We start from the raw sequence: 20,595 nt of genomic DNA, 5'->3' as shown, positions 1-20,595 counted from the left end.
TTTGTTAAGTTCCAGTATAATTTATATTATTAAGCAGGGTAAAAAATAATATATCCGTTTCAATAGTCAATTAGATTATAGATGCAATGTGTAAGAAATTTTGTATATGGTAAAATCTTATGAGAATAATTTATAAGCTCGGGGATATATATAAAAAATGATAGATTTATTGTTAAAAGTTTTGGGAGATCCAAACGCAAGAAAAATTAAAAAAATTCAGCCTACAGTTGAATATATAAACTCGCTTGAACCGGAAATAAGCCGGCTTTCTGACGGAGAATTAAAGGCAAAAACAGCGGAATTCAAACAAAGATTTCAAGAAAGACAAAGATCTGACGATCCTCAAAGAGATAAAGCCCTAGAAAAAGAAACTCTCGATGGTATTCTTCCTGAAGCTTTTGCTGTAGTGAGAGAAGCAGGAAAAAGAACCCTTAATATGCGTCATTTTGATACGCAGTTAATAGGCGGAATAGTCCTTCATCAAGGACAAATTGCAGAAATGAGAACAGGTGAAGGTAAAACACTTGTCGCAACTTTACCTGCATACTTAAATGCACTTACAGGCAAAGGCGTTCAGATTGTTACGGTAAATGATTACCTTGCAAAGCGTGACAGCGAATGGATGGGTAAAATTTACAAATTTTTAGGTCTTGAAGTAGGACTTGTTCTTTCAAATATGGCAGAAAAAGACTTTGAAAAAAAGAAAAAAGCTTATCAGGCAGACATTACTTACGGTACAAATAATGAGTTCGGATTTGATTATTTAAGAGATAATATGTCGGGAAGCCTTGAACAATGTGGACAAAGACCTTACAACTTTGCAATCATAGATGAAGTCGATAGTATTCTTATTGACGAAGCCAGAACTCCTTTAATTATAAGCGGAAGGCTTGAAAAATCTGCTGAAACATATAAAATAATGGCAAAAATAGCCCCTCAGCTTGAAAAAAATATTCATTATGAAGTTGAAGAAAAAAACAGAAACATAATTTTTACAGAAGACGGCATAGACAAAGCTCAAGAACTTTTAAACGTTCAGGATATTTTTGATGCTTCAACACAGCTTGCCCATTATCTTTTACAAGCTTTGAAAGCAAAAGAGCTTTTTATGAAAGATACTGATTATGTTGTAAAAAACGGTGAAGTTATTATAGTTGACGAATTTACGGGAAGAATGATGGAAGGTCGCCGCTGGAGTGACGGGCTTCATCAGGCTGTTGAAGCAAAAGAAAACGTCAAAATTCAGGATGAAAGCCAGACGCTTGCAAGTATTACATTCCAGAATCTTTTCAGGCTTTATCCGAAACTCTCGGGGATGACAGGTACTGCTGTTACCGAAGAAGCGGAATTCGGCAAAATATATCATCTTGAAGTAACACAAATCCCGACAAACAGAGTTGACATAAGGCAGGATCTTCCTGATGTTATTTACAAAACAGAAACACAAAAATTCAAGTCTCTTGTTCTGGAAATTGAAGACCTTTATTCGCAGGGAAGACCCATACTTGTAGGTACAATCAGTATCGAAAAATCAGAGCTTTTATCGGGAATGCTTAAGGCAAAAGGGCTTAAACATAACGTATTAAACGCAAAACATCACGAAAAAGAAGCGACAATTATAGCACAGGCGGGAAGATACGGGGCTATTACAATAGCAACAAACATGGCAGGTCGAGGAACTGATATTATTCTCGGAGGAAACCCTGAATTTCTTGCAAAAGAAATGCTTGAAGGTGTCAACAAAGAAGAAATTTCTTCTGAAGAATACGAAAAACTTAAAAATGAAGCTCTCGATAAAGCTTACCTGATTACGCAGGAAGAGCATGAAAAGGTTGTTAATGCCGGAGGTCTTTGTGTCATCGGTACAGAAAGGCATGAATCAAGGCGTATTGATAATCAGCTGAGAGGAAGAGCAGGAAGACAGGGCGATCCCGGTTCTACAAGATTTTTCCTTTCTCTTGAAGACAATTTGATGAGAATTTTTGGCGGGGACAAAATTAGCGGCTTAATGAACATGCTTAATGTAGAAGAAGATATGGCAATAGAAGCAGGTATAGTAAGCAAAAGTATAGAATCAGCTCAGAAAAAGGTTGAAGTATACCACTTTGACATAAGAAAACACGTTCTTGAATATGATGATGTTATGAATAGACAGAGAGAACTCTTCTATGCGCAGAGAAGAAAGGTTCTTGAAGGCGGAAATATCAATGAAGATATTATTCATATGATTGAACAGGAATTAAACAGGATTATGTCTGTTTATATCAGTCCTGAAACTCCTTATCTGGAATATGACGACGAAACGCTCAATTCCCTCTTAAAAGCTATTCATTCAGTTATTCCGCAGCTTTCAAATCTTTCTCTTCAGGATGTAAAAAACATTAAGTATTCTGATTTGCTTGAAAAACTCAAAAATATGACGATTTCCGCTTATGAAAATCATGAAAATGACATAGTGGCTTTTTATAACAAAATTATGTTAGAAAACCATGACGAAGGGGAATATTCATTACAAATACCGGGCTCTGAAAACAGTGTAATGAGAATGCTGGAAAGAGATACTCTCCTTAGAATCATTGACAGCAAATGGATTGACCATTTGCATAATATTGATATTTTAAGAGAAGGCATAGGGCTGCGGGCATACGGACAGAAAGATCCTCTTATAGAGTATAAAAGAGAAGCTTTCGACCTGTTTAATGATATGATGCATGAAATTCAGAGAGAAACCGTTGCACATCTTTTCAGGACAAAATTTGAAGTTCAGGTTGTGCATATGCAGGAAGAACCTTCTGATGTGATAGAAACTCCTCTTTCAAGGGCTGCTGAGAATTTTGTACCTGCCTTTTTGACTGAGAATCTTATAGCTTCCGGTGAAAAAGTTGGAAGAAATGACCCGTGTCCTTGCGGAAGCGGACAAAAATTCAAAAAATGTTGTGGTGCAAACAGTAACGTTTTATAAGGAAAATATATGGAATGCAAAACCGCAAAAAATATCCAAAACTGCACTTGCAGCTATGACGGGTGTTCAAGAAAAGGTATTTGCTGCGAATGTGTAGCTTATCATCGCAGCAAACAAGAGATTCCTGGCTGCTTTTTTCCTCTCGATGCAGAAAAAAGCTGGGACAGGTCAGTAAAGAATTTTGTTAACAGTTATAAATAACCCGAATTGCTAAATAGTCGAAATCTAAATGAATATTGGTATTGTCATTTTGAGGGCTAACAGGAGCGTGAAAATCTATCTGATTTTATACCTATTTAAAGCCTGAATAGATTGCCGCGTCAGCTCTTCAAGCTTCCTCGCAATGACAGATTGATTAATTTATTTAGCCGTTCGAATTGACTTTAGCCCCCTCTCTCAAGGAAGGGGCTAAATAATGATTTGACGAATACGTATTTAAAAAGGGCTATAGTCCAAATACTTTTTTTAGGGGATGAATCGACCCTGTGCATGGGTTAATCTCTAAATACATGTTTTTATGCCCAATTTGAATTTGTTTTCGGGTATGAATCAGGTTAAAGGTTACCGCTCTGAAAACAGGAACCAAAAACGAGGACGATAATTGGTATAAAAGTAAATTTGCGGGTCGAGGTTAATGGGTGAAAGGTTTTAAATTTAGATTGCAGAGTGTTCTTGATGCACGGCAAAAAAAACTTGAGGATTGTCAGCTCGGGTTTGCAAAAGCTCAAAACAAACTTCACTGCGAAAATCTTGTGATGGCAAATATTGTTAAAGCCCTTGATGAAACAAATTTAAGTTTAGAGGAAGTTTTAAAAGCAGGGAATATAGATAATACAATCATCTTAATTCATCAAAATTATATATTTACACTTAAAGAAAATATAAAAAAGCAAAAAACAATCATAGAACAGGCAGAAAAAGAACTCGAAGAAAAAAATCAGCTTATGTTAGAAGCACTAAAAGCAAAAAAAGTTATGGAAAAGCTAAAGGAGAAAGCACTAGACGAATTTAAAGAAAACATAAACAGGCATGAAATGTTATTAATCGATGAAATTGCAACAGGCAGATATGCAAAGCAGGGGTAAAAATTATTCAGCCAGGTCGGGGATAGGACAACAAAATTCGGGGATTTATTTTATAGAGGGTTATAAATGGCTATTGAGAATTTAATTGATACTGTTAAATTTGATTCAAATACTAAAAATAATGAATATACGCAAAAAAATTATTCAAAAGACAATAGCAACGGTTTTTTAAATATTTTTGAATCGACTAATAAAAGTTTTAACTTTTCCTTTGATAAAACAGAAAAGTTTTCACAAAAAAACTTAAATCAATATAGTAAAAACTTAAATTTAAAGGGGTTTAAGTCTGATTATGAAAATTTTCACAATAAACTTGCCGATAACAAAAATATTGATAATTCAATAAAGAAAGAAGTCTTCTTTAAACTTAAAGAAGAGAAAAAAGATGCAGATATCGAAGCTAAAGATACTGTTTCTGAAACCAAAGAAAACCAAAAGGATGCTGTTTCTGAAGTTAAAGAAGAAACAACAAGTTTAAATCAGCAGGAAAATAATAATACTGAGACAGTTGCCGAAAATATTAATTTAAATCAACAAGAACAGATTCAAACGGCATTGCAAAATACTGATGAAGCTAATGTTTCGTTGCCGAAAAACAATACAGCGGAACTTAAGACTGCTAATTTAGAAAAAACTTTGCCTGAAGAATTAACCACACTTCAAAAACAAATTGCAAACGAAAAAATAACGAATAAACAGGCAGAAAATGTCTTACAACAAAAATCTACAGACGTTGAAGAAGAAACTTCCAAAGATCAGCAGCAAATAAATAAAATAAATCTTGAAGAACTTAAAAAAACAGATACAAAAATCATCGATCAAACTGTAAAACAAGATCAATCTAAAAAACCGGAGATTTTGGCTTCAGAAGATGTTTTAAATAAGCTTAATGCCATAGATAAAACTCAAATTAAACAGCCTCATTCCGAAAATTTAAAACCTGTTTCTGAAAAATTGGCTGATACTATTAATAATGAAGACGCAAAACCTGTTATAACAAATATTCAGGTTCAAACCAACTCTTCAAAACAGGATTCTGACGGTCAAAACCAAAAACAAAACCAGCAGGAATTAAAATCAAATATTAGTCAGGTTCAGGTTATATCTTCAGATGAAAATAATTTGCAAAAAATCGATCTTCAAAAAACTTCTCAATTTGATAAAATTTTAAACACAAAACAAACACAAACCCCTGAAAATTCTGTTCTTAACCAGCTTAAGGATAAAATTTCGTCAGATATATCAACAAATAAGTCTCAAGTTTCGATTGTGTTAAGACCTGATAATCTTGGCAAGGTAAATATTAATCTTGTTTCGCAGAACGGGGTCTTAACAGCTCAAATTACCGCAGAAAATACTCAGGTTAAAGATATTTTAACCAAAGGTCTTGAAACCTTGAGGCAAAATATGGCAGAACAGGGAATTAATGTTGGCAAAATGGTTGTTAATGTTCAGGAGTCTTCTTCATCTAATCAAAATATGAATTCTGAGGAGAATCAAAAGAACTTTGAACAGGCAAATTCAAATACATCAAACATGAATTATCAATCTGATAAGCAAAAGCATTCAGGAGAAAGTTCTTCAGCGTATTTAAATAATGCATCATATGAGTTTAATGAAGAATCAGAAAATGAAACAGGTGACTCAGTCGGAGAAAATAAAGTTTTCCACTCAGGAACAGTTGATTACAAAATATAATAAATATAACGGAGGCAGGGGGTTTTATGACATCAGCAATAGACATAACCAATTCTTTAACAACTTTACAAAATAATACGGCCGCAGTGCAGGCTCAAAAAAATGCCAAAACCGCAGGAAGTTCTGACATGGGACAGGATGCATTTTTGCAGTTGTTAATGGCTCAGTTGAAAAATCAGGATCCTTTAAATCCTACAGACAGTAATCAGTTTATGTCTCAACAAGCTCAATTTACCCAAATCAGTGAGCTTCAAAAGCTTAACAAGTCGGTGACGTCATCCAATCAAATGATGCAGGCAAGTACTCTTATCGGAAAAGACGTAAGTTTAACTGATCCGAATGATACTAAAAAGACAATTTCGGGAACGGTAAGCGAAGCTAAAATTAATTCAAGCGGGGCAAGTGTTGTGGTAAACGGAAACGAATACCCGCTAAATAATATTTTGAGTGTTAAAGAAGCAAGCACAAGTTCTACAAGCAGCGGAGCCAGCAGCGGTTAAATATATAATGCGATAAAAAATAATAAAATTCTGGAAAATAATATATAAAAGGGGAGGCTTTAATGTCATTATTTACAACAATTTCGGGTATCACAAACAACCAGTCGATGTTAGATGTAATCGGGGATAACCTTGCAAACATTAACACAACAGCTTTTAAATCAAGTAAAATGAATTTTGCAAGTATTTTTTCAAATACTATTTCTGCAGGAGGAACCCCAACGACTACAAGCGGAGGAGTTAATCCGAAACAAGTCGGATTGGGTGTCACGATAGCTGAAATAAGTCGAAATTTTACAAGAGGAGCTATTCAATCCACCGGAAAATCCGCTGATTTAAATATTCAGGGTGAAGGGTTCTTTACTGTTGTAGATCCTTCAGGCAAAATGTTGCTTACAAGAGCCGGAAATTTCTCTGTAGATTCCGGAGGAAATTTGGTTAACGCTGTTGGTTATAAAGTTGCAGGCACTGCCAGTACAACAAGTTCAACAGGAAGTGATACAACTATTAATATACCTACTTCTTTAGTTCTCAATGAAACAAACGTAATTTCCGATGGAACCACGGCTGTAACAGGTGGAACAACTGCATCCCCTCTGCAATTTACTGTTACTGTTAATGGAACAGCAAAACAGGTTGATGTTCTTAAAACTGATACAATGCAGGATATAGTAAATAAAATTAATTCGAAACTTACATCAAGTACAGCGACTTTAAGTTCAAATAAAATAGTGATATCAGGATCTGATACAGTAACATTTGGCAATGCAGCCGACACAAGTAACTTTGCAACGGTTGCAAATTTTACCGGTTCTTCTCCTACGTATACCAGCGCAACATTATCTGATACTCCGAAAGTAGATATAGGTGAAGCCAGCGCAGCAGGTTCCGCACTGCCTAATACTTATACAGTGTCTTCTTATTCTATACTTAATGACGGAGCAATAGAGGTTTCTTATTCAAACGGAGCAAAGCTTAGCGTTACAGGTGAGCCGTCAAGAACTTTAAAATATGTTTCATCAGGAAGTAAAGAAGTTTCGGGAAATAATGTTACTCAGTCAGCAGGGAATTTTATTGATCCGGCACAATTACAACTTCAGCTTGCCCAAGTAGTTAACCCTAAAGGACTTGAAGCAATCGGAGGAAACCTTTTTTCAATCAATTCCGCAGCAGGAAATCCCAGTTTTGCAATAGGCAGATCAGGAGGGCTTGGTTCTATTGATTCAGGATCTCTTGAAACCTCAAACGTGGATTTGCCGACAGAATTTGCAAATATGATTCTTGCACAAAAAGCTGTTGAGGCAAACAGCCGAGCTTTTTCCGTTCAAAACCAGATAATGGATACTATTGTAAACCTCGGAAGATAATGAAAGTCATAATTAAGCAAATAAGCTGCCTTTTTCTCATCAGGCAGCTTATTTGTAATTTTGTTTTTTAATATATATGCAAAAGCCTTAAAAGTTTGATAAACTTAAATATACCTATTCTAATTAGTATGGTTAAATCAGGAAAAGAGATTTTTATGGAAAGAAAAAAAGGTTTTACACTTTCAGAAACCCTTATTACCTTAGCTGTTTTAGGAATAATAATTGCGGCTACAATACCTAATCTTATAAATACAACGAATGAACACAATTATGTTAACGGTTTAAAAAAAGCATATTTAATACTTAAAACGGCTACCAGCCAAATAATGACTGATAACAGCGGAACGATGCTTAAAATCGCAGGTAATTCAAGTGAATTATTAGATAAATATTGTACAAGATTAAATTGTGTAAAAAAATGTTCTATCGGAACAAGTGGTTGTTTTTTTAGTCCTAATGTAAATAATCTTCAAGGAAATTATTTGGGTTGGGATATAATGATTGTTCCGACAGCTATATTATCTAATGGCATGCTTATTGCGATGTCCTTAGCAAATCCTAATTGTACAGGCGGTGTTGATAATAGCTACGTAGATAATGGAGTAAATATCGCTTGCGGATCTTTTTGGGTTGATGTAAATGGATTTAATCCTCCAAATAGGTTTGGAAGAGATGTTTTTATCTTCAGAATAACCAGTAAAGGTCTATTCCCTGATGGTTTAAAAGGATTTACTCCCTGGAGTACTTATTGTGATACTTCATCTATTGATTCAATTAATGGAGTAGCATGTTCAGGAAGAATCCTTACAGAAGGTACGATGAACTATTAGATGTTTTGTATATTAAATTAAAGATGTATTAAACAATGAATTTTTTTATGATGAGGAATTTATAAAAAATGCAAAAACAAAAAAAAGTTTATTACAGTAATGCTTTTACTCTGGCAGAAGTTTTGATAACATTGGCTATAATGGGTACAGTAATGGCCTTGACTATTCCTACTTTGTTTCAAAGTACCAATCAGGCTTCTTTTATCGACGGGCTTAAAAAAACTTACGGGATTCTTGATACAGCCACAAATCAAATTATGTCAAACAATGCAGGTACCTTAATAGGTGCTTTTACGAGTTCAACTGATGCAAGGGACAATAAATATGGCAATATCCTTGAATACAATAAAACATGCTCAGTTGGTAGCGTTGTAGGAAATTGTTGGGCAAATTTTACCGGCAAATTATCGATTGGAGCATCGGTAGAAAGTTTTGATGCTAATACAAATTATCAGGGAGCAGTTCTTGCTGACGGAACTTTTTTGCTTTTTTATATACCAAATACTTCATGTAATGGAACAGGTGTGAGTTTAAATCTTCCTTATGCGGCCACGGACAAAATTTTATGCGGTTATATAGTTGCGGATGTTAACGGTTTTAATGGACCAAATATTATTGGCAAGGATATTTTTATGTTTTTGTTAGGTTCAAACGGTCTTTATGCCGGAGGAGAAGCCCATACTATTTATAATGCAGCCGGCAATTGTAATACTAAGAATACATTAAAAGATGGTTATGGGTGTGCCTCCCAAGTTCTTAACAGGCAGGAGATAAACTATAGTACATAATAATTAAGTATAATTTCCCATGCATAAAACAGAAGTCGTTAAAAAGGAAAATGATTTTATGAATAAAACGTCAAAAAAAGCTTTTACCCTTGCTGAAATGGTTGTATCTCTTGCCATATTAGGCATATTGGCAGCTTTAACCATCCCGACTTTTTTTGTAGGCGGTACTTCCCAAAAAAATCAATATGTAAACGCATTAAGGAAGCTTTATACTGATTTTGATTTTGCCACGCAGCAAATAAAATCAAATAACTCGGGAGTAATGGAAAATGCGTGGAGTACAACTGGTAATGCAAATGATAATTTAAGAAATTTATATTCAAGATTTTTAAAAATCACACAATTATGTAATGCCGGAGCTGCTCATACAAATTGTTGGTCGGCTAATTATTATAAATTTGACGGAAGCGCAAACGGTTTAGATTTGAGTACATATTCAATGGCTGTTTTGAACGATGGCTCAATGTTAGCTTTTAAGGCTTTAAGCACCGCATGCACAGATAGTACTGTTAAAGATTCCGGTTCGAATAATATAGCCTGCGCTGAAGTTGACGTTGATGTAAACGGTTTTAATAGACCTAATCGATTTGGTGTGGATATCTTCCGATTTTTTATAGTTAAAGTCGTTGATCCAACTAACACAAACAGAGACATCAATAGTAAAATTATTTTCAACGGAGATATTGGGACAAAAAATACGGCTGTTTCTTATTATGGAGCAAATGATTGTCCCCTCAATGCTTATAATGGCGGATTAGAATGTGCCGCAAAAGCACTTCAGGATGGAAAAATGTTGTATTAGTCTGATTCTTAATGTTGAAGAATATATGCTTCATCATAAGTTAATGAATTACTGGTTTCCACAACAACTTTTCCTGTTGCAGTTACATATATGTTAAAAATATCTTGATTAGCCTGAGGTGTATTTGTATTTGAGCCCTTGTTCATTCCGTTAACATCAACGCTTATTTTTACGCAGGTGTTTGTACTTGTATCAATGCCTGTAGAACCGGTATTACAATTTCCTGTATTAAAACCGGAAGCGGCTTTATCTGCTACGGCAGAATGTAAATTATACCAATTCATTGCATTTGTTGTTGAAGCATCAGCATTTGTTGTATTCGGACTGCCTACTGTTACGGTAGGTGTGACAGCAGCTGCGGCAGTACAAGTTATTGTTCCTACAGTGTTTAACTTTGCAAAAAAGTTTTTACAAAAACATTCTCCATTTGTTAAGTCTGTCGCAGAACAATTAGCTGTTCCACTTGCCGCACTGCTAAGATCCCCGCTCGGATAAAGAGAAGTGTCATTTATGAGTTCACTTGTAACTTCTTCTACGGTATTATACGCTTTTTTAAACAAGGGCGCTGTATCGTTTGTTGATTGAATAACGGCAGGAATTGATAAAGCCATAATTATTCCTATTACAGCCATTGTAATAAGGGTTTCAGCAAGTGTAAAACCTTTTCGCATTTATCTACTCCTTTTTATAAGTTTTAAGAATTAAATCCGGCAATTTTGAAAGATACAATAATCTTAACATATATTAAAACTCTGCTCAATCTATTACGTTTTTAGAATTTGAATTTTATTGTTTTATAATTAAAAAATCATATTATAAAGGAAAAAAAATGCCTTTAACAAAACCGCAAAAAACAATGATACTCTGCTCTGCTTTTATTGCAGGAATTGGAGCATATTTGCTTAATTTAATTCCTTTGCTGGTTATAGTTTTTGTTTTATTAATTTCGATTCTTGCCTATAAAAAAGTCTTTTCAATAAAATTTTCTGTATTATGTCTTATAATTGTTGTTTTTTCGGTATTTTATTGTGGTTTAAGAACTCCAAGACCCGATTCATTATGTAAGCTGGCTCCTAAAAGTGTTTATTTAAAGGGCAGGGTAATAGCTGAACCTAGCTCAAAGTCAATAAACAAAACAAAATTTGAGTTTAAAGTTTATTCATACAAATTTAAGGATAATTGGAAACCAATAAAAGCTAAAACCATTGTAAATATTTATGATAAAGAGAAAAAATTCAAAAAGATTCTTATAGGGGATATTTTAGAAGTTAAAGGATTTGTAAAACTTCCTTTTGAGGCGACAAATCCCGGACAGTTTGATTATAAAAATTATCTACAAAATCAGGGTGTTTTTACCATTACAAATGTAAAATATAATGATTTCAATATTATTGAGCATCCTAAAGGGGGTAAATGGTTATTAATACAGAGTTTGAATAAAATAAAAAACAAAATTATTCTTGAAAATTCAAAATATATAAAATCACCTAAGCTGGAAGTGCTTGAAGGAATGGTTTTTGGGGATTTTGCGGTTCCTGCTCCCGATGAAATAAAACAGGAATTTATGAAATCAGGTCTTTTGCACTTGCTTGCAGCTTCAGGAATGAACGTGAGTTTTATTTTTGGAGCATGGTTTTTTATTGCGTCAAAGTTAAGAATTTCTTACAAACCCAAGATGATTACAGGTGCAATTCTGGTAGTTTTCTATTCGCTTTTGACCGGTTTACCTCCTTCTGTAATGCGTGCGGCCGTTATGGCAGAATTTCTTATTCTGGCAAAATTGCTTGACAGAAAAGCGGACACTTTAATTATTTTAGTCTTTGTATGCGCTCTTATGCTTTTAATTAACCCTTTGCTGCTTGCAAATATAAGTTTTCAGCTGTCTTTTATAACAACTTTCGGTATTTTGTTATGCGTTACGCCTCTTTTAGAAAAATTAAATCCTATTCCCGAAGCAGTATCAGGAGTTGTTGTAGTTCCTCTTGTTGCGCAAATTTGGGCATCACCGATTCAAATATTTCACTTTAATAATTTTTCAACTTATTCGTTATTAGCAAATATCCTCGTTGTTCCTTTTGTCGGGATTATAACTTTTTTGGGATTTACTGGAAGCGTTTTTAGCTTTGTACCCGTGATAGGAGGAAATTTATGCCTGATTTTCGATAAAATATCTGAGCCTTTTATAGATATTATTCTTTTTATTTCAAAATATGTTTCCAATCTTCCTCATGCTCTTTATTACCTTGCAAAACCTGATGTTTTTGCAGTCATAATTTTTTACGGCTTTATTATTGCGTTATTATTTGTAATTAAGGCAAATTTTTCTTCTAAAAAATTAAATGTTGTGTCTTTAATTTTATTTTTAAGTTTATTAATTTTTGTTTTTAAAGATAATTTTGACAGAAAACTTGAATTTGTTTTTTTTGATGTAGGACAGGGCGATGCTATTCTTGTTCATACTCCGAACAATAAAAATATTTTGGTTGATACGGGTCCAAACGGGAAATATATTCCTGCTAAAACTTCTATTGTCCCTTATTTAAGGGATAGAGGAATTATAAAGCTTGATGCTGTTGTCTTAACCCATCCAAATAGCGATCATGTCGGCGGAACTCTTGAAATACTTGATAATATTAAAGTAAACGAGATTCTTCATAACGGGTTGAGGGAAAATTCAAAAACATGCCTGAAAATAAAAAATTATTTTCAAAAAAATCATATTAAAAACAGAATTTTATACGACGGTGAAAACATAAATTTAGACAAAGATGTAAAGATTAAAGTTATAAGATCTTATAAAAAATACAAAAATAATGAAAACGAAGACTGTATTATTTTATACATTTTTTATAAAGATTTTTCATCAATTTTAATGGCAGATAGCGAAGCTGATTCGCTCTATGATATTGAAAAATATGTAAAAAAACCTGTAAATATAATAAAAATAGGTCATCATGGAAGTTATAATTCCTTAAATTATAATTTTCTTGATTATTTAAAACCTCAATTAGCCGTAATTTCAGTTGGTAAAAAAGGTTATATGTATGGACATCCAAACGGTAAAATTTTAGAAGAATTAAAAGAATTTAACGTTAAAACTTTCAGGACAGACAGGGATTTTGCGGTGATAATAAGTTCGGATGGCGAAAATTATGTTTATAAAACTTTTAAAACGCAAAAAAGTCGCTGAAAATAACGACTTTTTTAAATATCTTTCCAAATAATACTATCAAATTTGAAATGACAGTTTGTTTTTATTCTTCATTTTCTTCATCAGAAGTTTTGGATTTTCGTCCTCTTCTGGAAAGTTTTATTCTGTTTTCTTCCTGAACTTCAGGAGAAATATTTAATTCATTGGCTACTTTGCTGATGTGAACCAGATAGTCAGCCGGAGGAATGTTTTGTTGTTTCAGCAAATGAACAATAATCTTGATTCCTGCAAGATTAATTCCAAGTTCTCTGGTCAAGTACTGAATAAACTTTCCTCTTTCAATATCATTAAAAGAATAAAGTCTTCTGTTTTTAGGAGATCTTGAAGGCATTAAAATCCTTTCGTCATCATAAATTCTTAATGTTCTTTGATGAACTTTCAATAAGTCTGCCACAACACTGATAGGAAACATTGGTTTTTCAGGGTCTAATCCCTTTGAGTCTTGTGCTTGAGTTAAATTAATTGTCATAGATTCTGTTCTCATTTCTCACTACCTTATAATCCCAAACGGTTAAATTTGTTTATTTATTATTACCTCTGTTTTTAACATAGCATTATTTAATATTCTTTTTCAAATTTCCGTATTTTAGTTGTAACGAAAAATTACAAAATTTATAAATTAATAGTCATTTTAATAAAACGCGTTTTTATTTATATTTTATTAACAACACATATTATATAAATTCCTTGAAATGTTTATAAAAAAATAATAATATTACAGATAAATTATTAACATATAATAATTATATTGTCGACAGTTTTTAATTTAAGATTATTAAATCATAAATAAATAAAAAACATAATAACCTGATTAATCAACTGTATAACGCTAAAAAGCCTAAAAGAATTAATATTAATATAGGCAGTAAATAATATAATACAAAAATATTTTTAAAAAAATCTGCCGGTTAATTTAAGTAATAATAAAATTAATATTTATATAATATTGTCAAATAATAAATCTGATAAGGTATAAAATCTTGATATTTAAAAGAATAAAAATAAAAAATCACAGTAAAATCGGTGTTATATGTTTAAATAATTCCGAGAATTTAAATATAATTAAATCAGATACTTTTAATGAAATAAATTTTGCTCTGGATGCTTTTGAAAACGATAATAATATTAAAATAATTCTAATAAAAGCTGCTTGTGGAAAATCAAAAACAGGAAAAAAAGTTTTTTCTGCCGGAGTGAATCTTAAAGAATATGATGAAAAGTTTGAGCTTTTTGATAAAAATCCAAATGAATTTAAGAATTTGTTAAAAAAGAACAGAAAACTAATGACAAAAATTGAGGAGTCTAAAAAACCTGTAATTATTGGCGTGGATGGGATTGCATGCGGTGGCTTTTTTGAGCTGGCACTTGCTTGCGATTTAATTCTTGTATCAGAAAAAGCTTCTTTTAAATTAAACGAGGTCAATATCGGCTTAATTCCAGGCTATGGAGGAATAAGCAGATTATTAAAAATAGTCGGAAAAAACAAAACTTTTGAAATTGTCTCAACAGGTAAAGAAATAACTCCTAAAAACGCTATGGATTTAGGGATTGTGGCAGAAATTTTTAATGATTCGGATTTTGAAGAAAAAGCTATGGAATATTGTGAAAATTTAGCTGAAAAATCTTCAAATTCTCTTTATTTAATAAAAAATACTATTGATCAAGTCTTAAAAAAGACTGCTGTCGAAGAAACAGAGGTTGAAAACTTCTTAAAAGCTTTACAGTCAGAGGATTCCAGAGAAGGTATAAAATCTTTTCTCGAGAAAAGAAAGCCTGAGTTTAAATAATGATAAATTTTGATTCACTTTCACTAAAAGCCTTAATAAGCGAGATAGAACCGATTTTGACGGAAGGGCGTGTCCAAAAAGTTCAGCAGCCTTCTAAAAATGAAGTTTTGTTGACTATAAGAGCTTTGCGACAAACTCATAAGCTTTATATATGCGTTGACCCCAAATATCCGCATGTTTCGCTTTTGAGTCTCGAAGGAGAAGAGTTAAGAAATATTGAAATTCCTCAAAAGCCTCCTATGTTTTGTATGCTTCTGAGAAAACACATGGAAGGCTGTAAAATCAATGCTGTTACGCAGCCTGATTATGAGCGAATACTTGAAATCAAATTTGACAGTTATAATGAACTCGGGGAAAGAACTCCAATGATTCTTTCCTGTGAATTTATGGGCAAACACAGCAATATTATTTTGTATAACTATGATAATAACGTGATTCAGGGCTGTGCGCATCCCGTAAGCCACGAAAAAAGCAGAGAAAGAGAACTTGCAGGAGGTTTGCCGTATATTTATCCCCCAAAACAGCATAAATATGACTTTATTACGTTAAGCAAAGAAAAGTTTTCGGAGTGGGCAAAAATTATCGATATGCCGATAAATATTTGGCTTAACGAAAAATTTGGATTTATAAGCAAAGCTCTTGCCACTGAATTTTGTAATTTTCTCGGGATAAATATTGAAAAAGACAAAACATCGGCTGTTTCGCAGGAAAAAATATCTGATTTATATGATTTGATAACTGAAACAATAAATTTTGATAACATTAATCCTTCTATAAGCGAAGATAAAAAATATTATTCAATTACAGGTCTTGATAAGTCGATAAAATGGAGATCAGTAGATTCTGTAAATGCAATGATAGATTTGTATTTTGGTCATCAGGTTTTTAATGATAATTTTACAAGACTTAAAAATTATCTGGCAGGTATTCTTAAAAAAGAGCTTAAGAAGCAAGAAAAGCAGTTGCTTTCATATTCTCATGCACTTCCTGAAAATAATAATGAAAAACAGGAAAAATACCGTCAATATGCCGATCTTATAATGTCGAATCTCTATAAAATTATGCGTGGCGATGAATATGTTGAACTTGAAAACTTTTTTGACGAAAATAAAATCATAAAAATTCCCCTTGATAAGATGCTTTCTCCTAACGCAAATGCCCAAAAGTATTATAAACTCTATAACAAAGCTAAAAATGCAGCCAGGCATGGAAGAGAATTAGCTGAAAAAATACAGCAGGAAATTGCTTATCTTGAAACCATAAGAGAATCAATAAATTTAGCAGAGGGTTTGTCGGATTTAAAAGAAGTTCAACAGGAATTAACGGCTCAAAATTTAATCAAATCAAGTAATTATCAAGGCTCCAAAAAAGAAAAAAAAGAACATCTAGAACTTACAGAGTTTATTTCTTCTGACGGGTTCAGTATATTAGCGGGAAAAAACAATAAACAGAATGAATTTTTACTAAAAATAGCCGCTCCCGAAGATATTTGGCTTCATTCCCTGAATATTCCAGGCTCTCATGTCTTGATAAAAGTCCCTCAAAACAACAACGAAGTGTCTGAAGCAGCGCTTCATGAAGGGGTTTATGTTGCAGCATATTACAGTCAGGCAAGAGAATCGTCAAATGTCTCTGTGGTCTATACAAAAAGAAAATTCGTCAAGAAGCCTTCAGGCTCAAAGCCGGGTTTTGTTATTTTTACTCATGAAAAAACCCTTGTTGTAAATCCTGACAAAACAAAGCTCCCTGCAAGACAGCTTCTTAATTAATATTCTTAAAGAAATTAATACCGCCATCAACAAATTTTATGTTTTGATAACCTTTTTCCATTAATTTTAAAGTTAACAGATAGCTTTCCATGCCTCCTTCGCAACAAATTATGGTTTCTTTATCTGACGGAGCAATTTTTTCTTCCGGATTATCAAAAGATATGTTTCGGGAATTTTCTATATGCCATGTTTTGAACTCTGAACGGTTTCTTATATCGATAATTGCAGCCTTCTCAGTTTTTTTAAGATGTTTTTGAAGTTCTTCCGGTGTTATGCTGCCCACTTCTTTTTTTAGCTTGCTGTAAAGAATTTGTGCCGCAATAAGAACAGGATCTATAGACGGAGAATAAGGCGGTGCATAGGTTAAATCTATTCCCATAAAGTCTTCCACGTTCATATTTGCTGTTAAAGCGGCAGCTACAATATTTACCCTTTTATCAGCATCGCCTTTGCCTATAACTTGAGCGCCCAGAATCCTTCCTGAAGGTTTTTGAGCAATCATTTTTATGGTAATTTCTTTGGCATCAGGCATATAGCCTGATTTATCACGATGCATAAGTATTGCAATCACGTAATCATAACCAAAATTTTTTGCTTCTTTTTCGCTTAAACCTGTTTTTGAGGCTGTATAATCAAAGATTTTTACAACCATTGAGCCTGTAATTCCTTTAAATTCTTCGTATCCTCCGGTTATATTTATAGCAGCGATTCTTCCCATTTTGTTTGCCGTTGAACCTAAAGGAACCCAAACTTTTTCATCTGTTACGGTATTTGTAGTTTCAACGCAATCGCCTGCCGCAAAAATATCGGGAAAATTGGTTTGCATTCGTTTATTGACTTTTATAGCTCCTGTTTCACCGATTTCGATGCCGGCATCTTTTGCCAGCTTAATGTTTGGTCTTACTCCAAGAGCAAGTACGACCATATCAGTCTCAATAAGTTTATTTTCGGAGGTTTCTACCTGTCTGACAGAGCCTCCGTCTTCTCCTATAAGCCTTTTTAAACTTACATTTGTTATCAGCTTAATATTTTTTTCTTCTATAAGATATTTTTGAATATGAGAAGAGATATCAAGGTCAAAAGTGTTTAAAATTTGCGGAGAACGGTCTATTATAGTTAAATCAAGGTCATGAGCCTGAAAAGACTCTAATAATTCAAGCCCTATATAGCCTCCGCCAACTATAACCGCTTTTTTTGATTTTTTCAGCCGGTTTTTAATTTTTACGGCATCTTCTATATCTTTTAAAACAAAGACATTCTTTAAATTAACACCTTCAATATCAGGAACAAAAGCTGTTGAGCCGGTTGAAATCAAAAGTTTCGAGTATTCATCAAAAAATTTTTCTCCTGTTTCAAGATTTTCAATTTCAACTTTGTAGTCTTTGGGAAAAATTTTCGTAACACGATGTTTTATGTGAATATCAATATTCTCTTTTTCTTTAAAATACTCTGGAGTTCTTACAAGGAGTTTTTTTTCATCTTTTATAAGGTCTTCTATATAATAGGGCATGCCGCATGCCGAATATGAAATATGCTGACCCTCGGTATAAAGGCTAATTTTCATATCAGGGCTTTCTCTTCTTGCTTTTGCCGCGGCTTTTGTTCCTGCGGCAACGCCACCAATTATAATCAGGTGCTTTTTCATAAAAATTTCTCCATTAAATCTAAGTTATACCTTTTTGAATACGTATTTATTGGATTATTATTAACACCCACTCGCTCAAAGAAGTGGTTGTGATTAGTTTTTTGTTTCCTGAGGCCACTGCTCGCCTATTCGTTTTATCTTTCATTTTTCGCTTTCTTTTTTAAATTGTCTTAACATTATAAGAGCAGATTAGAGTCTTGTAATTCGAGTAGTGGACAAAGTTTTTATTACTTTTTGTAAAAAACAGTCTTGTTTAAGTATAAAAAAGCAACTTTCTTTGTTTTTCTGTTTTTATTAAAGTAAGTAGTATTCAAGTTAGGCAGTTATTCGTAAAGGCGAATTAAATGACTTTTAAAGTTTCTTCTGACTATACGGCAGAGAACAAATATATATTGCAGAAAAAGAAGCAGGACAAAGATCAAATTTCCTTTAAGGGAATTGAATCTCTTGCCAGTAATTTTTGTACGCAGGTTCAGACCGGTGAAATTCTTGGACCTTCAATTGTAGATATTGTCTCTATGATTGCTCCGAGAACTTATGTTGATTCTACACGCAGTAAAGATGCCGGAATAGAAACAGGCCTTAGAGAAATTTGCGGTTTTCTTAATAATTGTGTTATTCCAGGCTTTATCGCTGTTGGAGTGAGCTGGATGCTCGGCAAGTTTATTAATCCGGAATTAAAAATAAATGCTGCTATTCCTATCAGTAGTGATACGCTTGAAATGTTTCATAACTCGTGGAAAAATGTTGACGGACATAAATTCTGGGAGGAAGGCGCTGATAAAAAACAGGTCGTTCAGAGATTTATAGAAAATGTCTTTAATAAAACACACGGTCTTGTCGGAAAAGAATGGCTTGAGCTTGCCAATAAGCCTGAAAAAGAAGTTAAATCTCTTGCAGGTGAAGTTGCAGAGTTGTTTATCAGGACAGAAAAAGCTTCGGGAAGAGACCTAAAAAATATGAAAAACAAACTTGTTCAATTATTAGGAGCAAGTGAAAACCTTAAAGTGATTGATGGGGATAAACAGCTTAAAATAAATGCTGACAGGCTTATAAAAAATATGCACAAGGTAAGCAGAGAGATTTTTACAAAATTCGAACCCGATAAAGTTGAGCCTGTCATAAAAAAAATTAATAAAGTAACTCCCGTAAAAACTCTAATTGCTCTGGCTATTGTTGTAGGTTTAGGTATCTCACAACAATTTATTAATAGGTATATGACAAAAAAAAGAACGGGAAGTGATGCATTTGTAGGACTTTCTGAAGAAAGCAAAAAACAGGCTGAAGCTGAAAAAAACGATAAAAATAAAAAAATAAAACTTGTTATTGCAAAAACTTTTTCTGCAGCAGCTTTTATTGGTTTGGCCGCTACTACTCTCGCCTGGTCGATTAATCCTAAGAAAATTTCACAAACTTTAAAACCGCGGAATCTTATAAAAAAACTTGAATTTAACAGCATTTGGCCTAATTTAAACCAATTAAGATCATTAATTTATCCGTCTATTTTGATAGGACGTGTTTTAGCGTCATCTGATAAAAATGAATTAAGGGAAACAAACATAAGAGATATACCCGGATTTTTAAATTGGCTTGTTCTTGGAGGTTTTGTTTCAAAATGGTTCGGTAAAAAAATATCAGGCGGAAAGCTTATAAATACTTCGAAACCGCTTAATCAAGGAGCAAATTTGTTTTCCAGAATAGGACATTTCCTTACAAATGAAAGTCTTATCTCTCATGCGGAAATTGATGCTATGTTTAAAAATAGAAAAATAAATGAAACCATGAAAAAATCTTTGTCCCATAGACTTAATTTTTCAATTTTTACGGGTGTTGCATATTCAACGCTTGCACTGGGTTTCTTTACGCCAATGTTGAATAAATTTATTACAAATAAACTTACAGAAAAGAAAAAAAATGAATTGAATCTTGCTAAGTCTGTTAAATCGAATCTTCAAGCTGAGACTTCTGTTTCGCAAGAGAAAAAACAGCCTAAAAATTTAAAAATTTCAGATAAAATTTCCGGAAATCCTGTAAGCAATGAAATTCTTGCGGATTTTGTCAAATTACAGCAAAAAATAAAAAAGATTTAAAATAATATTAAGATAACAAAACAGGACTATTATCCTCAGCTAAAGAAAAACTTTTTATTAC

Annotated in this window: 16 protein-coding genes; 13 read left to right on the top strand and 3 right to left on the bottom strand. The window is 33.1% G+C overall.

The annotated features are described in order from the left end of the window. The first annotated feature begins 157 nt into the window (after nucleotides 1-157). The 9 genes from secA (at nucleotide 158) to WCG23_04985 (ending at nucleotide 10,032) form a co-directional block, all read left to right on the top strand. Entirely contained in the window at nucleotides 158-2,962 is a 2,805-nt protein-coding gene (gene secA / locus WCG23_05025) for a preprotein translocase subunit SecA (protein ID MEI8389232.1), read from the top strand. Between the two features lie 9 nt (nucleotides 2,963-2,971). Further along, the gene (locus tag WCG23_05020; protein ID MEI8389231.1) at nucleotides 2,972-3,163 is read left to right on the top strand and encodes a DUF6485 family protein; all 192 of its coding nucleotides are present in this window, start codon (nucleotides 2,972-2,974) and stop codon (nucleotides 3,161-3,163) included. Between the two features lie 437 nt (nucleotides 3,164-3,600). After that, on the top strand, nucleotides 3,601-4,047 hold the full coding sequence (gene fliJ, locus WCG23_05015) for a flagellar export protein FliJ (GenBank protein MEI8389230.1): 447 nt from the start codon (nucleotides 3,601-3,603) through the stop codon (nucleotides 4,045-4,047). Nucleotides 4,048-4,113: 66 nt separating this feature from the next. Next, nucleotides 4,114-5,745: a flagellar hook-length control protein FliK gene (locus WCG23_05010; protein MEI8389229.1), complete on the top strand. Its 1,632-nt coding sequence runs from the start codon at nucleotides 4,114-4,116 to the stop codon at nucleotides 5,743-5,745. Between the two features lie 26 nt (nucleotides 5,746-5,771). After that, a complete protein-coding gene (locus tag WCG23_05005) occupies nucleotides 5,772-6,245 on the top strand; it encodes a flagellar hook capping FlgD N-terminal domain-containing protein (protein MEI8389228.1) in 474 nt (157 codons plus the stop codon). Nucleotides 6,246-6,307: 62 nt separating this feature from the next. Further along, nucleotides 6,308-7,612: a flagellar hook-basal body complex protein gene (locus tag WCG23_05000; protein MEI8389227.1), complete on the top strand. Its 1,305-nt coding sequence runs from the start codon at nucleotides 6,308-6,310 to the stop codon at nucleotides 7,610-7,612. 155 nt (nucleotides 7,613-7,767) lie between these two features. Beyond that, the gene (locus tag WCG23_04995) at nucleotides 7,768-8,442 is read left to right on the top strand and encodes a type II secretion system protein (GenBank protein ID MEI8389226.1); all 675 of its coding nucleotides are present in this window, start codon (nucleotides 7,768-7,770) and stop codon (nucleotides 8,440-8,442) included. Between the two features lie 68 nt (nucleotides 8,443-8,510). Beyond that, nucleotides 8,511-9,230 carry a type II secretion system protein gene (locus WCG23_04990; GenBank protein ID MEI8389225.1) on the top strand — a complete coding sequence of 240 codons (720 nt, stop codon included), beginning with the start codon at nucleotides 8,511-8,513 and terminating at the stop codon, nucleotides 9,228-9,230. Between the two features lie 58 nt (nucleotides 9,231-9,288). Then, nucleotides 9,289-10,032, top strand: a complete 744-nt coding sequence (locus tag WCG23_04985) for a type II secretion system protein (protein MEI8389224.1) — start codon at nucleotides 9,289-9,291, stop codon at nucleotides 10,030-10,032. Nucleotides 10,033-10,040: 8 nt separating this feature from the next. Here WCG23_04985 and WCG23_04980 read toward each other — a convergent pair whose 3' ends face one another. Further along, complete coding sequence (locus tag WCG23_04980; GenBank protein ID MEI8389223.1) at nucleotides 10,041-10,703, bottom strand: type II secretion system protein; 663 nt, start codon at nucleotides 10,701-10,703, stop codon at nucleotides 10,041-10,043. Between the two features lie 158 nt (nucleotides 10,704-10,861). Here WCG23_04980 and WCG23_04975 point away from each other — a divergent pair, with 158 nt between their 5' ends. After that, the gene (locus WCG23_04975) at nucleotides 10,862-13,222 is read left to right on the top strand and encodes a DNA internalization-related competence protein ComEC/Rec2 (protein MEI8389222.1); all 2,361 of its coding nucleotides are present in this window, start codon (nucleotides 10,862-10,864) and stop codon (nucleotides 13,220-13,222) included. Nucleotides 13,223-13,286: 64 nt separating this feature from the next. Here the strand turns inward: WCG23_04975 and WCG23_04970 are convergent, their stop codons facing one another. Further along, entirely contained in the window at nucleotides 13,287-13,727 is a 441-nt protein-coding gene (locus WCG23_04970; GenBank protein MEI8389221.1) for a MerR family transcriptional regulator, read from the bottom strand. 496 nt (nucleotides 13,728-14,223) lie between these two features. Here WCG23_04970 and WCG23_04965 point away from each other — a divergent pair, with 496 nt between their 5' ends. After that, the gene (locus WCG23_04965) at nucleotides 14,224-15,030 is read left to right on the top strand and encodes an enoyl-CoA hydratase/isomerase family protein (GenBank protein ID MEI8389220.1); all 807 of its coding nucleotides are present in this window, start codon (nucleotides 14,224-14,226) and stop codon (nucleotides 15,028-15,030) included. Continuing rightward, nucleotides 15,030-16,799 carry an NFACT RNA binding domain-containing protein gene (locus tag WCG23_04960; GenBank protein ID MEI8389219.1) on the top strand — a complete coding sequence of 590 codons (1,770 nt, stop codon included), beginning with the start codon at nucleotides 15,030-15,032 and terminating at the stop codon, nucleotides 16,797-16,799. The genes WCG23_04965 and WCG23_04960 overlap by 1 nt, the downstream gene beginning before the upstream one ends. Here WCG23_04960 and WCG23_04955 read toward each other — a convergent pair. After that, a complete protein-coding gene (locus WCG23_04955; protein ID MEI8389218.1) occupies nucleotides 16,792-18,444 on the bottom strand; it encodes an FAD-dependent oxidoreductase in 1,653 nt (550 codons plus the stop codon). The genes WCG23_04960 and WCG23_04955 overlap by 8 nt on opposite strands. Before the next feature lie 344 nt (nucleotides 18,445-18,788). On the opposite strand from WCG23_04955, the gene WCG23_04950 reads away from it, so the two are divergent. Next, nucleotides 18,789-20,534: a hypothetical protein gene (locus WCG23_04950; GenBank protein ID MEI8389217.1), complete on the top strand. Its 1,746-nt coding sequence runs from the start codon at nucleotides 18,789-18,791 to the stop codon at nucleotides 20,532-20,534. Nucleotides 20,535-20,595 lie beyond the last annotated feature (61 nt).

The sequence above is a fragment of the bacterium genome (assembly GCA_037147175.1).
GTDB lineage: Bacteria > Cyanobacteriota > Vampirovibrionia > Gastranaerophilales > UBA9971 > UBA9971.
This window is presented reverse-complemented; position numbering and strand designations above follow the sequence as displayed.

Excerpts from the sequence above, each read along its gene's own strand:
- WCG23_05020 (MEI8389231.1), top strand. The coding sequence starts at position 2,972 with ATGGAATGCAAAACCGCAAAAAATATCCAAAACTGCACTTGCAGCTAT.
- WCG23_04955 (MEI8389218.1), bottom strand. The coding sequence starts at position 18,444 with ATGAAAAAGCACCTGATTATAATTGGTGGCGTTGCCGCAGGAACAAAA.
- WCG23_04980 (MEI8389223.1), bottom strand. The coding sequence starts at position 10,703 with ATGCGAAAAGGTTTTACACTTGCTGAAACCCTTATTACAATGGCTGTA.
- WCG23_04950 (MEI8389217.1), top strand. The coding sequence starts at position 18,789 with ATGACTTTTAAAGTTTCTTCTGACTATACGGCAGAGAACAAATATATA.
- secA (MEI8389232.1), top strand. The coding sequence starts at position 158 with ATGATAGATTTATTGTTAAAAGTTTTGGGAGATCCAAACGCAAGAAAA.
- WCG23_05010 (MEI8389229.1), top strand. The coding sequence starts at position 4,114 with ATGGCTATTGAGAATTTAATTGATACTGTTAAATTTGATTCAAATACT.
- WCG23_04990 (MEI8389225.1), top strand. The coding sequence starts at position 8,511 with ATGCAAAAACAAAAAAAAGTTTATTACAGTAATGCTTTTACTCTGGCA.
- WCG23_04985 (MEI8389224.1), top strand. The coding sequence starts at position 9,289 with ATGAATAAAACGTCAAAAAAAGCTTTTACCCTTGCTGAAATGGTTGTA.
- WCG23_04995 (MEI8389226.1), top strand. The coding sequence starts at position 7,768 with ATGGAAAGAAAAAAAGGTTTTACACTTTCAGAAACCCTTATTACCTTA.
- WCG23_04970 (MEI8389221.1), bottom strand. The coding sequence starts at position 13,727 with ATGAGAACAGAATCTATGACAATTAATTTAACTCAAGCACAAGACTCA.
- WCG23_04960 (MEI8389219.1), top strand. The coding sequence starts at position 15,030 with ATGATAAATTTTGATTCACTTTCACTAAAAGCCTTAATAAGCGAGATA.
- WCG23_05005 (MEI8389228.1), top strand. The coding sequence starts at position 5,772 with ATGACATCAGCAATAGACATAACCAATTCTTTAACAACTTTACAAAAT.
- WCG23_05000 (MEI8389227.1), top strand. The coding sequence starts at position 6,308 with ATGTCATTATTTACAACAATTTCGGGTATCACAAACAACCAGTCGATG.
- WCG23_04975 (MEI8389222.1), top strand. The coding sequence starts at position 10,862 with ATGCCTTTAACAAAACCGCAAAAAACAATGATACTCTGCTCTGCTTTT.